The organism is Streptococcus oralis, from assembly GCF_019334565.1.
GTDB classification, from domain to species: Bacteria; Bacillota; Bacilli; order Lactobacillales; family Streptococcaceae; genus Streptococcus; species Streptococcus oralis_CR.
Genome location: NZ_CP079724.1, coordinates 195,800 through 208,873, shown reverse-complemented (window position 1 = coordinate 208,873; position 13,074 = coordinate 195,800). Strand labels below are relative to the sequence as shown.

General features: G+C 42.6%; 13 protein-coding genes. 5 read left to right on the top strand and 8 right to left on the bottom strand.

What is annotated here, in order from left to right; all coding sequences use genetic code 11:
* Nucleotides 1–37: 37 nt before the first annotated feature.
* The gene (ccpA, locus tag KX728_RS01105; protein ID WP_215805080.1) at nucleotides 38–1,048 is read right to left on the bottom strand and encodes a catabolite control protein A; all 1,011 of its coding nucleotides are present in this window, start codon (nucleotides 1,046–1,048) and stop codon (nucleotides 38–40) included.
* 204 nt (nucleotides 1,049–1,252) lie between these two features.
* Between ccpA and KX728_RS01100 the strand changes: the two genes are divergently transcribed.
* Nucleotides 1,253–1,570 carry a DUF960 domain-containing protein gene (locus tag KX728_RS01100; protein WP_215805081.1) on the top strand — a complete coding sequence of 106 codons (318 nt, stop codon included), beginning with the start codon at nucleotides 1,253–1,255 and terminating at the stop codon, nucleotides 1,568–1,570.
* Between the two features lie 50 nt (nucleotides 1,571–1,620).
* Here the strand turns inward: KX728_RS01100 and KX728_RS01095 are convergent, their stop codons facing one another.
* From KX728_RS01095 to KX728_RS01065, 7 genes are all read right to left on the bottom strand, one after another.
* A complete protein-coding gene (locus KX728_RS01095) occupies nucleotides 1,621–2,904 on the bottom strand; it encodes a DUF308 domain-containing protein (protein ID WP_215805082.1) in 1,284 nt (427 codons plus the stop codon).
* Complete coding sequence (folK, locus tag KX728_RS01090; protein ID WP_215805083.1) at nucleotides 2,897–3,718, bottom strand: 2-amino-4-hydroxy-6-hydroxymethyldihydropteridine diphosphokinase; 822 nt, start codon at nucleotides 3,716–3,718, stop codon at nucleotides 2,897–2,899. Before folK ends, KX728_RS01095 begins: the two co-directional genes overlap by 8 nt.
* 158 nt (nucleotides 3,719–3,876) lie before the next feature.
* Nucleotides 3,877–4,431: a GTP cyclohydrolase I FolE gene (folE, locus tag KX728_RS01085; protein WP_000380931.1), complete on the bottom strand. Its 555-nt coding sequence runs from the start codon at nucleotides 4,429–4,431 to the stop codon at nucleotides 3,877–3,879.
* Nucleotides 4,412–5,734 carry a bifunctional folylpolyglutamate synthase/dihydrofolate synthase gene (locus KX728_RS01080; protein WP_215805084.1) on the bottom strand — a complete coding sequence of 441 codons (1,323 nt, stop codon included), beginning with the start codon at nucleotides 5,732–5,734 and terminating at the stop codon, nucleotides 4,412–4,414. Before KX728_RS01080 ends, folE begins: the two co-directional genes overlap by 20 nt.
* Before the next feature lies 1 nt (nucleotide 5,735).
* On the bottom strand, nucleotides 5,736–6,680 hold the full coding sequence (gene folP / locus KX728_RS01075) for a dihydropteroate synthase (protein WP_084881336.1): 945 nt from the start codon (nucleotides 6,678–6,680) through the stop codon (nucleotides 5,736–5,738).
* Nucleotides 6,681–6,783: 103 nt separating this feature from the next.
* Nucleotides 6,784–7,491, bottom strand: a complete 708-nt coding sequence (locus KX728_RS01070; RefSeq protein ID WP_215805085.1) for a CPBP family intramembrane glutamic endopeptidase — start codon at nucleotides 7,489–7,491, stop codon at nucleotides 6,784–6,786.
* 54 nt (nucleotides 7,492–7,545) lie between these two features.
* Nucleotides 7,546–8,964 carry an NCS2 family permease gene (locus KX728_RS01065; protein WP_139689533.1) on the bottom strand — a complete coding sequence of 473 codons (1,419 nt, stop codon included), beginning with the start codon at nucleotides 8,962–8,964 and terminating at the stop codon, nucleotides 7,546–7,548.
* 187 nt (nucleotides 8,965–9,151) lie between these two features.
* Here KX728_RS01065 and KX728_RS01060 point away from each other — a divergent pair, with 187 nt between their 5' ends.
* The 4 genes from KX728_RS01060 (at nucleotide 9,152) to KX728_RS01045 (ending at nucleotide 13,050) form a co-directional block, all read left to right on the top strand.
* Nucleotides 9,152–9,964 (top strand): Cof-type HAD-IIB family hydrolase, encoded by an 813-nt coding sequence (locus KX728_RS01060; protein ID WP_044020159.1) that lies wholly within the window; start codon nucleotides 9,152–9,154, stop codon nucleotides 9,962–9,964.
* Nucleotides 9,965–10,246: 282 nt separating this feature from the next.
* Nucleotides 10,247–11,236: a PTS sugar transporter subunit IIB gene (locus tag KX728_RS01055; RefSeq protein WP_000021983.1), complete on the top strand. Its 990-nt coding sequence runs from the start codon at nucleotides 10,247–10,249 to the stop codon at nucleotides 11,234–11,236.
* A gap of 75 nt (nucleotides 11,237–11,311) precedes the next feature.
* The gene (locus KX728_RS01050) at nucleotides 11,312–12,124 is read left to right on the top strand and encodes a PTS mannose/fructose/sorbose transporter subunit IIC (RefSeq protein ID WP_001280321.1); all 813 of its coding nucleotides are present in this window, start codon (nucleotides 11,312–11,314) and stop codon (nucleotides 12,122–12,124) included.
* A gap of 14 nt (nucleotides 12,125–12,138) precedes the next feature.
* Nucleotides 12,139–13,050: a PTS system mannose/fructose/sorbose family transporter subunit IID gene (locus tag KX728_RS01045; protein ID WP_000818316.1), complete on the top strand. Its 912-nt coding sequence runs from the start codon at nucleotides 12,139–12,141 to the stop codon at nucleotides 13,048–13,050.
* Nucleotides 13,051–13,074 lie beyond the last annotated feature (24 nt).

Sequence of the window (13,074 nt, the reverse complement as noted above, 5' to 3'; positions counted from 1 at the left end):
CGCAAAATCAGGAAATCTCACGATTTCCTGATTTTTTCTATTTACGTTTTCGTGTAGAGCGGCGCTCTGTCAAACCATGAGGCAAGAGAACTTCACGTTCTTCCAACTCTTCCTTATGCATAATCTTAGTCAACATACGCATGCTGATAGCACCTAGATCATAAAGAGGTTGGGCAATAGTAGTCAAGTTTGGACGAGTGAATCGTGCAATCTGAGAGTCATCTGTCGTGATGATTTCAAACTCTTCTGGCACAGATACGCCATGGTCAGCCAAACCATTCAACACACCTGCCGCCAATTCATCACCTGTTACAACTGCGGCTGTAGCTTGTGATGAAATCAAGCGTTCTGCCAAGGCATAGCCATCATCATAGCTGTATTTTGATTCAAAGACCAAGCCCTCACTATAAGAATGTCCAGCTTTTTTCAAGGCTTCCTTGTAACCGATCAAACGAACCTTGCCATTGATATCATCGACGAGTGGTCCACTCACAAAAGCAATTTTCTCATTTTCTTTGAGAAGGTAACTCACAGCATCAATCGTTGCTTGTTTGTAGTCGATATTCACACTTGGAAGTTGGTGTTCGACATCCACAGTACCAGCAAGAACAACCGGTGTCCGTGAACGAGAAAACTCTGAACGAATCTTTTCAGTCAAGTGATAGCCCATAAAGATAATCCCATCGACTTGTTTTGAAAAGAGAGTGTTGACTACTGAAACTTCCTTTTCATCATCCTCATCACTATTTGCAAGGACAATGTTATACTTGTACATTTCAGCAATGTAGTCAATTCCCTTAGCAAGTGTTGAGAAATAACCATTGGTAATGTTCGGAATCACAACTCCGACTGTCGTTGTTTTCTTGCTAGCCAAACCACGTGCTACCGCATTTGGACGATAGTCCAAGCGATCAATCACTTCTAGGACTTTTTTTCGAGTGTTCTCTTTAACATTCTTGTTGCCATTAACGACACGGCTAACTGTTGCCATTGAAACTCCTGCTTCACGGGCGACGTCATAAATCGTTACTGTATCATCTGTGTTCATTCCGTTTCCTTTCTATAATGAAAATTTCGCTTTCACGCATCTACTTACTCCATTTTATCACTTATTGTAAACACTTTCAAGTATTTTTTAGAGAAACTTTGGAAAAATTTCACAGTTTATTCCCATTTTGAAAAAGCGAGTAGGATTTCTTGATTTTTAAGACATTTTGCTGTATGATAAGGAAAATAAAGGGGGGAAGGAAACATGGCTTTTACAAATACACAGAGACGTTCCGCTAGTTTTGGTGTTGTGACCAGTCTACCCGACGATGTTATCGACTCTTTATGGTTCATTATCGATCATTTTTTGAAAAATGTCTTTGAATTAGAAGAAGAACTCGAATTTCAGCTTCTCAACAACGAGGGGACCATTACCTTCCATTTCTCTAGTCAAAACCTTCCGACTAGCATCGATTTTGATTTCAATCATCCTTTCGATCCGCTTTATCCTCCTAGGGTCCTTGTTTTAGACTTGGACGGTAGGGAAACCATCCTCCTTCCAGAAGAAAATGACCTGTTTTAAAAACTCTAGCTTCTCGGCGTAAACTGCTGAGGAACTAGAGTTTTCTTTTTCTAATAAATGGAGCGACTAACAACTAGACCATTGGGTTTTGTGTACTCTAAATCAAGGTAATCCTGGTAAGTCCCCGGTACAATGAAACCTTGGGGACTTAATATATCCGTCCCAGCTTTTCCCACGATAGAGTCTGCTAGCAGAACACAATTGGTACTGAGAACAAAGTAGGTCTTAAACTCAGATGAGCTGAATTTATAGAGGGTCGCATCTGCTTCCTGTTTCAGTTGGTAGGAGTAGGTATGCTTGACCTCTCCCTCTCTTCTTTTCATCAACTGAGAGCTAGGCTCCCAAGGAATTAACAGCTCTTCTATCTCTGCTAGGCGAGCTTGGATAGCAGCTTTCTGTTGTTCTGTCAAACTCAGACCATAAGCAAACAAGGTCTTCTGACTTTCTCTCTTACAGAGCTCGATGTATTTTTCCCGATTGGCTTTAAACAGAACACCGTCTCCGACCATGCCGAATAAACGCTCCGAGTGGGGATCATAGGAACCATAGGAAATAACCTGACCTTGATAACAAATATCCACATGTCCCATAGCAAGGAAAAAGGAGGTTTCTGATGTATGAACAAAAATTTCCAGATCAACCGCCTGGTCATTTTTTCTTTCTGAATGAACTTCCCCTTCTTGACTTTCATGATTTGCCAGCCACTCATTCAATTTGCGCAAGGTGCTGATAGGAATCAGAGCCGTCACAAAGATTGGCAAGGTCATTCGCATACGTCGTTTCAGCTTGGGATTGTTTTCTATCTTTTCAAAAAAGAAACCGTCCCGGAGGCTACTGGCTCCTAGCATGAGCAAGTAAAACCCAAGCAAGAGCAATTCAAAATTCGCTGCATCGTGAAAAGGAGAGATGCTATAAAGACCGAATCCTATCATCCATACAGCATCGAAGAGATGATGGAGCCGAGGATGAATGGCATTTTTTCGATAGAGAGACCAGGTCACAAGACTAATGATGCCCGTAAACAGCTGGTAGCTCGCAATGATAAAGACCAAGAGATAGAGGGCAAGATCTTGCAAAATGATAGAGTCAAACACCAGAGCTGCTACCACCAGCTTGCCCAAGGTTACAAAGATATTTTCCCGACGTTTTTTATCTTGAAACCAGCGAGTCAACAAGTGCCAAACTGCTGACAAGGAAAAATAGCCCAGCAGCAACTGGTACCCCATTCGCGGAATAACTTGTCCAAAACGAATCAAGAGAAGCCCTAAAACAATAGCAAGTAGTCCCTCCCCGATACTCTTCCACTTGCTATAGGTCTCGGAAATCTTAGGCATTTCCTTGCTCCAACTGGTCAACCAAGTACCGAATTGATTGCTTTAGGATTGGATGGATAAAATGGGGAGCTATTTCCACTAACGGCTCAAGAACAAAGAGGCGTTCTGCTATATAAGGATGAGGCAAGATGAGGTCGTCTGTGTAGATTACTTGGTCTTCTACAAAAAGCAGGTCCAAATCAATCAAACGAGGCCCCCAATGCACTTCTCTCACCCGCCCCATTTCTGACTCGATGGCTAATAATGTTTCTAACAAGACTGATGCTGGTAACCAGGTTTCTACTTCAATCACCTGATTGGCAAAGCTATCCTGCTCCACACCACCCCAAGGCTCCGTCGTCAAAACACTGGACTCTTTGAGAATATGGATGCCACGAGCTCGCAGGTTGTCAATGGCTTTTTCCAAGTTTGCTTGCTTATCTCCCATATTACTTCCTAGGGCGATAAAGGCCCGTTGCTTACGACGGTGAATGGTCACCGAGCAGGTATCCAACGGTAAATGCACTGGAGCCCAAGGTTTTTTTAGTTCCAACTCAATCTCTTGGACAAGAGGATAGGTCTCAAAGGTACGTTCAACTAGTTTGTAGGCTACCGTTTCAATCAAGTCCTCAGTGCTTTCCTGAAACCAAGTCGTCCACTGCTGACACAATTCTCCGTAATGGACAGAAGCTGTCAAATCCAATTCTGTAGCCGCCTTGGTCATATCATAGGATAAGATGGCTGAAACGACAAACTTCTGCCCCAATTCCTTCTCACTTGGAAAAAGACCATGATAGGCAAAAATTTCCAAATCTTTAATCTGCAGTTGATCCATAACTAGTCCTTTCTAGAAAAATCCGCATGAAGCGGATTCTTTTTATACTCAATGAAAATCAAAGTGCAAACTAGGAAGCTATCCGCAGGCTGCTCAAAACACTGTTTTGAGGTTGCAGATGGAAGCTGACGTGGTTTGAATTTGATTTTCGAAGGGTATCATAGTCCCATTAAACGATAAGCCTGATCTCTTAGGTCCTTATCTGTTTCAAATAGACCACGAGCGACTGTTGTCAAAGTCGCAGTACCTGGTTTTCTGACACCACGCATGCTCATACACATATGCTCCGCCTCAATGACAACAAAGGCCCCTTTAGCACCCAGATAGTCCATCAAGGCATCGGCCACTTCAATATTCAATCGTTCTTGAATTTGTGGTTTTTTAGAATAAACTTCAACCGTACGGGCAAGTTTGGACAAACCTGCCACCCGACCATCTGGAATGTAGGCAATGTGCGCTCTCCCATAAAATGGCAAGAAGTGGTGCTCACACATAGTATGGAAAAAAATATCCTTTTCCACTACCATATTGTCATCAATAATCTCAAAGGATTTTGACAGGTGCTCCTCAGCAGTTTGGCCAAGACCTGAAAAAATCTCTTGGTACATACGGGCTACGCGAGCAGGTGTTTCCTGCAAGCCCTCGCGGTTAGCATCCTCACCGACAGCCTCGATAATCATTTTTACAGCCGTTTCAATCTTTTGTGTATCCATTCTCGTTCTTCCTCTCCATCAGATAGGCTCTCACTTGGCTCAAGAAATACAAGGAACCTGTGACAATCCTAACTGTTTGTTTCTCTTCATTTTTATCTGTCAATTTCTGCTCTAGAAAATCCTGCCAACTTTGGTAATTGAGATTTCTAGACTTGGCTGTCTCTTTCAGCACGCTTTCATCCGTCGCCCGACTATCATCAAAATGTGTAAGGGTAAGCTCGGTATCTGGCATTTCCCCTAGCAAATCCAGCATATCGTCCAAGGCCTTGGTTTTGATGCAGGTAAAGAGGATTTCCTTATGATAATCCGCAAAGCGTTCTTGTAAGGTTGCTAGTAAAGCCTTGATAGCATGGGGATTGTGGGCACCATCCAAAAGCAACAAGGGGTCGCTAGACACGACCTCCAAACGCCCTGGCCATCTGGTTTCTTTCAAAGCTTGAGCAACCAAGTCATTACTTGCTAATTCTCGCCCAGTCTCCTGACAATAAGTGTCTAAGAGAGCAAGCGCCATCCCCGCATTTTCTATCTGGTGCAAACCAAGCAGACCTGTTTGAAAGCGACCTTGTCTGACAGAACTGGTATAATCAAAGATTTCGCCTGTCACCACACTCTTTTGGTGACTGACCTGGTAATCTTTCCCATAGGCAAGTCTAGGCGCATTTTTAGCTTCTGCAATAGGGTCTATCACAGTCAAGGCTTCAGGAACAATATGACCTGTCACCAAGGGAATGCCTTGCTTGATAATACCAGCCTTCTGCTCTGCTATGGCTTCCAAGGTGTCACCAAGTAGGGCCACATGATCCAGTCCAATGGTCGTAATTCCTGTCAAAATTGGTTGACAGATATTGGTACTATCCAAAAGACCACCCATACCGACTTCCATGATGGCCACATCTACTTGTTCTGAGGCAAAGTAATCATAGGCTAGAGCTGTGATAATCTCAAATTCGGTTGTCCCCTGCAAATTGGTAGCAGATTCCCCCTCAAGCAAAGACTGATAGTCTGCCATGAGCGCTTCTAGTCTAGCCTCGGGAATGGATCTCCCATTGATACTAATCTGATCTGTGTAATGAATGAGATAGGGCGAGCTGAACACCCCAACTCTCAGTCCTAATTTTTCCAGCATCTTTTTCAAAAAAGCAATGGTAGACCCCTTGCCATTGGTCCCTCCAATATGGATGACCTTAAGTTTGAGATGGGGATTGCCTCGCAGAGCTAGGAGTTCCACCATTCGCTCCAAACCGAAATGCGGTTGGTCGGTCCGGTAGTGGGCAATCCACTGATTGTTTTCAATTTCGTTCATCTTATTTATATTGTTTTAAATCTAGATTTTCTGCATCATCTGCCAAACGGATAGCAGAGGCAATTTCAACTGCCATCCTGTGACTGGCTACATCGTGCACGCGCACTACTTCGACCCCCTGTCTCGCAGCGATACTGGTTACATGAGCCGAAGCAGTATCCCGATTGCGGAAACCAAGTTCGGTCTCAGAATTGACTTCAAAACCATTTTCTTCTAGGACATTGATGACAAATCGCTTACGTGAAACTCCAAGAAAGATCGGATAGCCTTGCTGGTGTAGTTTATCTAGATCCCGTAGAAGGAGTAGATTTTCCTTTTTGGTCAGACCAAAGCCAATTCCTGGATCCAGCAAAATGTTTTCTCTTGCTATCCCAGCTTGGTTCGCTCTCGCTAGGGCTCTGTCAAAGAAAGCCTTCATCAGGTCTTCGATTGGCATTTTTTCAAAGTCAGCTAACTCTTCCTCTGTAAAAGCTTGCCCAAAACCAAAATGAGGAAAGATGAGCGAACTAGGATGCTGAGGACGAGCCATAACCGGATTAAACATGATAACCACCTTCGCTCCAGCCTTAGCAACCACATCCGCCATTTTCTCATCTCCCATGAGACCAGTGATATCATTGACCAGATTGGCACCAGCAGCCAAAGCAGCCTCTGCCACCTGACTTTTCCAAGTATCGATGGAAATGAGAACATCACTTTCCTCACGGATAGCTTTAATCACTGGAACAACACGCTGGATTTCCTCTTCTATCTCAACATAGCTACTGCCCGGCCGAGTCGATTCTCCACCGATATCTAGCATGCTCGCTCCTTCTGCTATTAATTTACGAGCTTGCTGGAGCGCCTGGTCAAGAGCAAGAAACTGCCCACCATCCGAAAAGGAGTCTGGGGTTACATTGATAATTCCACAAATAGCTGTTTTTTTGTGGTTGACTTTATTGGACATAGGGTCACTCCTCAAGGTTTTTCACCACATTATTTCTCTATTTTACCATAAAAAGAAAAAGATGGACACGTTAGTATTCATCTTTTCCAAGTAGGCCAATGGTTTAGAATGATAGACCTAGATTTCTACTAATCAACACCAATAAGGCCAACAAACAAAATGCAATACCATTGAGAATTATATGAAGCAAAATGGACATCTCCAAACGCTCAGTCTTATAGGCTGTCCAAGTCAAAACCGTTGACATTCCTCCATAAATAATCACAGAAGGTAGATTGGTTGGCATATGGAGCAAGGTAAAGACGATTGCACCAACAACAAAACCTAGTTTTTCTTTTCCACGGAAGATCTTTTTTGGAATAATTCCACGACACAAAATTTCTTCACAAATCGGCGCAATCAAGACTAGTAGGAAGAAAGTTGAAATCAAGGAACTATTCTGAACCAAACCATTCAGTATTGATTGGTTATTGGTTGTTGCCTCATTTGTTAGTCGAAGCAGGAGTGAACCCAAGAGATTTGTCGCAAAAATCACCAGATAACTCAGTACCAAGCGAGCCAAGTCTTTTGCCTTAAAAAAGGATAGATTAAAAGTAGCAAGTTGTGTTTTTCGTGCACCAATAATGAATACAATCAAAACGACTATGGATAGGGCACCTACTAAGAGCCCTGACTGTAAAATCGGAAACTGTTTGTTTGCTAAAAACAAAGCAAGTCCTATGGGAAATTGAGATAGAACAAAAGCTACCAAAAGGATGAGCACCCATTTCCCTCTGTTCAAAACCTCTTGCCAAATCGTCTTATCTTTCATGATGTACCTCCTTATAATTAAAAAGGGGAGACTCCCCTTTTTCTATTATACCATTTATAGCGCCATACTGATATAGTTAAGGATAAACAAGGCATCCAAAATCCAAATCATCACGTGCACATCCTTGGCTTGACCTTTGACAACTTTTGTCAAGGTATATGTCAAGAAACCAACAGCAATCCCTTGTGTGATAGAGTAGCTGAATCCCATAAAGATAGATGTGAAGAAGGCAGGAACCGCTTCAGCCATATCATCCCAAGGGATATTTTTCAAGTTAGAAAGCATCATGATTCCGACGATGATCAAAATTGGTGCTGTTGCAGCTGTCGGAACAATCGCTAGAAGTGGGCTAAAGAAGCTAGATAGAGCAAAACAGATCGCAACCACTAGGGCTGTCAACCCAGTACGTCCACCAGCGCCGATACCCGCCGCAGACTCAACATAGGTTGTAACGTTTGAAGTACCTGCAATGGCACCTACTGAAGTTGCCACCAAGTCTGAGTAAAGAGCCTTGTCCAATTTAGCAGATTCATGGTTTTCCCCACTTGTCGCAACGATACCAACTTTTTCACCAGTACCGATAAGAGTACCGATTGTGTCAAAAATATCTGTTAGTGAGAAGGCAAGAATAGCCATCAAGGTTTCTGGTAAACGTGAAGTGTTTGAAATCAAAGATCCTAAACCTTCTGAACCAAGAGCGGCACCAAACAAAGTTCCTAAATCATTAACCGCTGATGAAAGATTGTTGCTAGCAAAGTCAATCGCTGACAAATTCACAACTTTAACAGCAATAGCAAGGACAGTCGTTGTTAAAATAGAAAGAATAATTCCACCCTTGATGCCTTTAACAACAAAGAAGATGGTAATAGCCAGACCTGCAAGAGCCACCAATACTGCTGGAGTATTGAAGTCTACCAATCCTGGAACAGCTGCTGAGTTTGCAGTAAGTGCAGCTTGAGCCTTGTCCGCTCCTTCACCTGCTACCGTATAAGTACCTGGATCGATTGAGAATTTCAAGAGACCAGCATTCTTAATCCCAACATAGGCAAGGAAAACACCAATACCAGCCGAAATAGCTGAACGAAGTGTTGTTGGAATAGATTCGATGATCATTTTACGAACATTTGTCAAGGTAATAATCAGTGAAATAATTCCACAAATGAAGACCATACCAAGAGCTTCTTTCCAAGTATAGCCCATCCCAAATACAACTGTAAATGTGAAGAAGGCATTTAGTCCCATACCTGGTGCTTGTGCGTACGGCAAATTAGCATAGAAAGCCATCATCAAAGTACCGACTACAGAACCGATAATCGTTGCCAAGAACACACCTTGAACAGGCATACCCGTTTGGGAAAGCATTTGAGGGTTTACAAAGAGAATATAACTCATTGCAAAGAATGTTGTTAAACCAGCAAGCACCTCTGTACGGACATCTGTCCCGTGCTCTTTTAGTTTAAATAGTTTGTCCATTTTTAATCTCCTTTTGTTTTTTACGAACAATATTAGTATTATATCATTTATCATTCACCTTTTCAATATATTTGTTTGATTTATTTAATAAATCAAAGCAACTGTAGTTTTTGTTCTTATCTGCTTTTCTTCCTTCTTTTTGATATAATAGTAGACATCTTATCTGGAAACGACTAGGAAGGTTTATATGACTAAGAAAATTATCGCAGTCGATTTGGACGGAACCCTGCTGAATAGTGAAAGCAAGCTCTCCGATTTCACCAAAGAGACGATCAAAAAAATTTCAGAAAAAGGACACCATGTTATCATCACGACGGGCCGTCCGTATCGTATGGCAAAAGACTTCTATCGTGAGCTAGAATTGCATACTCCCATGATTAACTTTAATGGTTCCCTTACCCATCTACCAGGACAGGCTTGGGCGCATGAAAAGTGCTTGACCTTGGACAAAAAATACCTCCTAGACATGGTCAAGCGCACGGAGGACATCCAGGCTGATTTTATTGCGGGAGAATATCGAAAAAAATTCTATATCACGACACCGAATGAAGAAATTGCAGATCCTAAACTATTTGGCGTAGAGAACTTCCGGCCGGAAAATCAATTCAAACCTGAACGAGTAACCAAAGATCCCAACTGCATCCTTTTGCAAACAAGGGCTGAAGACAAATACGCTTTAGCGGACGAAATGAATCGTTTTTATCAGCACCAACTAGCTATCAATACCTGGGGCGGGCCCCTCAACATCCTCGAGTGTACTCCCAAGGGTGTAAACAAGGCCTTTGCTCTAGAGTACTTGCTCAATGTGATGAATCGTGATAAAAAAGACTTAATCGCCTTTGGTGATGAGCATAATGACACTGAAATGTTGGCATTTGCAGGCAAAGGATATGCTATGAAAAACGCCAATCCTGCTCTTCTTCCATATGCGGACGAACAACTTCCTCTGACCAACGAAGAAGATGGAGTTGCCCACGCTTTACAAAATTTATTCCTATAAAAGGGAAGATTGCGACCATGCAATCTTCCCTTTTTGTTTTCATTTTGTTTTCACAAAAGCAACTTATTTTCTGTATTTTTATATTAAATTTTCCATTACCATTTTCATTTATCTCTCAAAAGCATTGATATATTAATATTTTTAAAAAGTCATTCTATGAAAACTTTTACATCTTTTTAGAAAAAGTAGTTGATTTTTATATGAAAACGGTTTATACTTAAAGTTAGGCTTAAAGTTTTCTTAAACATACAGTCAAACATTTTATAAGGAGGAATGACAATAATGAGTATCGGAATCATTATTGCGAGCCACGGCGAATTTGCTGCGGGTATTCATCAGTCAGGATCTATGATCTTTGGTGAACAAGAAAAGGTTCAAGTTGTAACCTTTATGCCAAATGAAGGTCCAGATGACCTTTACGCTAAATTCAACAACGCTGTGGCTGCATTTGACGCAGAAGATGAGGTTCTAGTATTGGCTGACCTTTGGAGTGGATCTCCATTCAACCAAGCTAGCCGCGTAATGGGAGAAAATCCAGAACGTAAGTTTGCCATCATCACAGGACTGAACTTGCCGATGTTGATCCAAGCCTACACAGAGCGCCTTATGGACGCGAATGCAGGTGTGGATAAAGTCGCTGCGAATATCATTAAAGAAGCCAAAGATGGCATCAAGGCTCTTCCAGAAGAGCTTAACCCAGTTGAGGAAGTTGCAACTGCTGCAGCTGCTCCAGTTGCCCAAGCTGCTATTCCAGAAGGAACAGTTATCGGTGACGGTAAACTGAAAATCAACCTTGCTCGTCTAGACACTCGTCTCCTTCACGGTCAGGTTGCCACTGCTTGGACTCCTGATTCAAAAGCAGACCGTATCATCGTTGCTTCAGACAACGTTGCAAACGACGAATTGCGTAAAGAATTGATCAAACAAGCAGCTCCAAACGGAGTAAAAGCTAACGTTGTCCCAATTCAAAAATTGATCGACGTTGCAAAAGACCCACGTTTCGGCGAAACTCATGCCCTTATCTTGTTTGAAACTCCACAAGATGCACTTCGTGCTATCGAAGGTGGCGTGCCAATCAAGACCCTTAACGTTGGTTCTATGGCTCACTCAACAGGTAAAACAATGATTAACAACGTTTTGTCTATGGACAAAGAAGACGTTGCAACCTTTGAAAAAATGCGTGACCTTGGTGTTGAATTTGACGTACGTAAAGTACCAAACGACACGAAAAAAGATTTGTTTGACTTGATTAAAAAAGCAAACGTTCAATAATGTTAATCTGTTTCTATCATTTTCGAAAACAGGATTAAATACTTTATTAAAACTAAATAGAAAAGGAATAAAACCATGTCAGATATTTCAATCATTTCTGCTATCTTGGTTGTAGTTGTTGCCTTCCTTGCAGGTCTTGAAGGTATCCTCGACCAATTCCAATTCCATCAACCAATCGTCGCATGTACCCTTATCGGACTTGCAACTGGTAACCTCGAAGCAGGTGTTATGCTTGGTGGATCTCTTCAAATGATCGCCCTTGGTTGGGCAAACATCGGAGCTGCCGTAGCTCCTGACGCTGCTCTTGCATCTGTTGCTGCAGCAATCATCTTGATCAAAGGTGGTAACTTTACTACTGAAGGTATCGCCGTTGCTACGGCAACAGCTATCCCTCTTGCCGTAGCTGGACTTTTCTTGACTATGATTGTTCGTACAATCTCAGTTGCCTTGGTTCACACTGCTGACGCTGCTGCTAAAGAAGGAAATATTGCGGCTGTTGAACGTGCTCACTTTGTTGCACTTCTTCTTCAAGGTCTTCGTATTGCAATCCCTGCTGCCTTCCTTATCGCTATCCCAGCTTCTGCCGTTCAAGATGCTCTTAAATTGATGCCAGACTGGTTGAACGGTGGTATGGCTGTTGGTGGTGCTATGGTCGTTGCCGTTGGTTACGCTATGGTTATCAACATGATGGCAACTCGTGAAGTATGGCCATTCTTCGCTATCGGTTTTGCTCTTGCAGCAATCTCTCAATTGACTTTGATTGCCCTTGGTGTCATCGGTGTTGCCCTTGCCTTCATCTACCTTAACCTTACAAAACAAGGTGGAAACGGTGGCGGCGGAGCTGCGACTTCTAACGACCCAATCGGTGATATCCTAGAAGACTACTAGAAAGGGGATCAATCATGGCTGAAAAAATTCAATTATCAAAATCAGATCGTCAAAAAGTTTGGTGGCGTTCACAATTCCTTCAAGGTTCTTGGAACTATGAACGTATGCAAAACTTGGGTTGGGCTTACTCTTTAATCCCAGCTATCAAAAAATTGTACACTAAAAAAGAAGACCAAGCGGCTGCTCTTGAGCGTCACCTTGAGTTCTTCAACACTCACCCATACGTAGCTGCTCCAATCATGGGGGTTACTCTTGCACTTGAAGAAGAGCGCGCTAACGGTGTTGAAATCGACGACGCGGCTATCCAAGGGGTTAAGATCGGTATGATGGGACCTCTTGCTGGTATCGGTGACCCAGTATTCTGGTTTACAGTTCGTCCTATCCTTGGAGCCCTTGGTGCATCACTTGCTGCATCTGGTAACATTGTTGGTCCTCTTCTCTTCTTCTTTGGATGGAATGCTATCCGTATGGCCTTCCTATGGTATACACAAGAGTTCGGTTACAAAGCTGGATCTGAAATCACTAAAGACATGTCTGGTGGTATCTTGAAAGACATCACCAAAGGAGCATCTATCCTTGGTATGTTCATCCTTGCCGTTCTTGTACAACGTTGGGTATCTATCAACTTTACTGTGAACCTTCCAGGTAAACAATTGGCAGAAGGTGCTTATATCAACTTCCCAGAAGGCGCTGTAACAGGTGGAGAATTGAAGGGAATCCTTGGTCAAGCACTCAGCGGATTGAGCTTGGATAGCGTTCAACCACAAACTCTTCAAGGTCAGTTGAACTCATTGATTCCAGGATTGATGGGACTTCTCCTTACTTTCCTTTGCATGTGGTTGCTTAAGAAAAAAGTATCACCAATCGCAATCATCCTTGCTCTCTTTGCAGTAGGTATTGCAGCTCGTTTCTTCGGTATCATGTAATCCAAGCAATTGAGAATATAGATA